This window comes from Streptacidiphilus sp. ASG 303, assembly GCF_020991365.1.
Classification (GTDB): Bacteria; Actinomycetota; Actinomycetes; order Streptomycetales; family Streptomycetaceae; genus Peterkaempfera.
Genome location: NZ_JAJLRA010000163.1, coordinates 1 through 289 on the forward strand (window position 1 = coordinate 1; position 289 = coordinate 289).

1 protein-coding gene is annotated in these 289 nt (G+C 70.2%); it reads left to right on the forward strand.

Annotated features, from left to right (window positions below):
- Window positions 1-30: 30 nt before the first annotated feature.
- On the forward strand, window positions 31-289 hold a 259-nt coding region (locus LO771_RS30360), incomplete at its 3' end, for a hypothetical protein (RefSeq protein ID WP_308189037.1).

Sequence of the window (289 nt, forward strand, 5' to 3'; positions counted from 1 at the left end):
GCCCATCTGGCACCGCGGCACGACGTGCGCGTGCTGAGCGTCTTCCGGACCAGCGAGGAACCGTTCTTCGCCCTCGACGAGCGGGTGCCCGTCCGCTACCTCGTCGACGCCACCGGGCCGTACCAGCGTCCTCTCCGCGAGCACGGGCTCTCCGAGGAGGACTGCCGCGTCCTCGCCCTCCAGGGCAGCGAACTCATCAGGCGGTCCTGGGAGAAGGCGTTCAACCGCCTCTCCGACGTCGAGCTGCAGCTCCCCCTGGGCGACCTCGACACCGACGTCCTGGTCACCA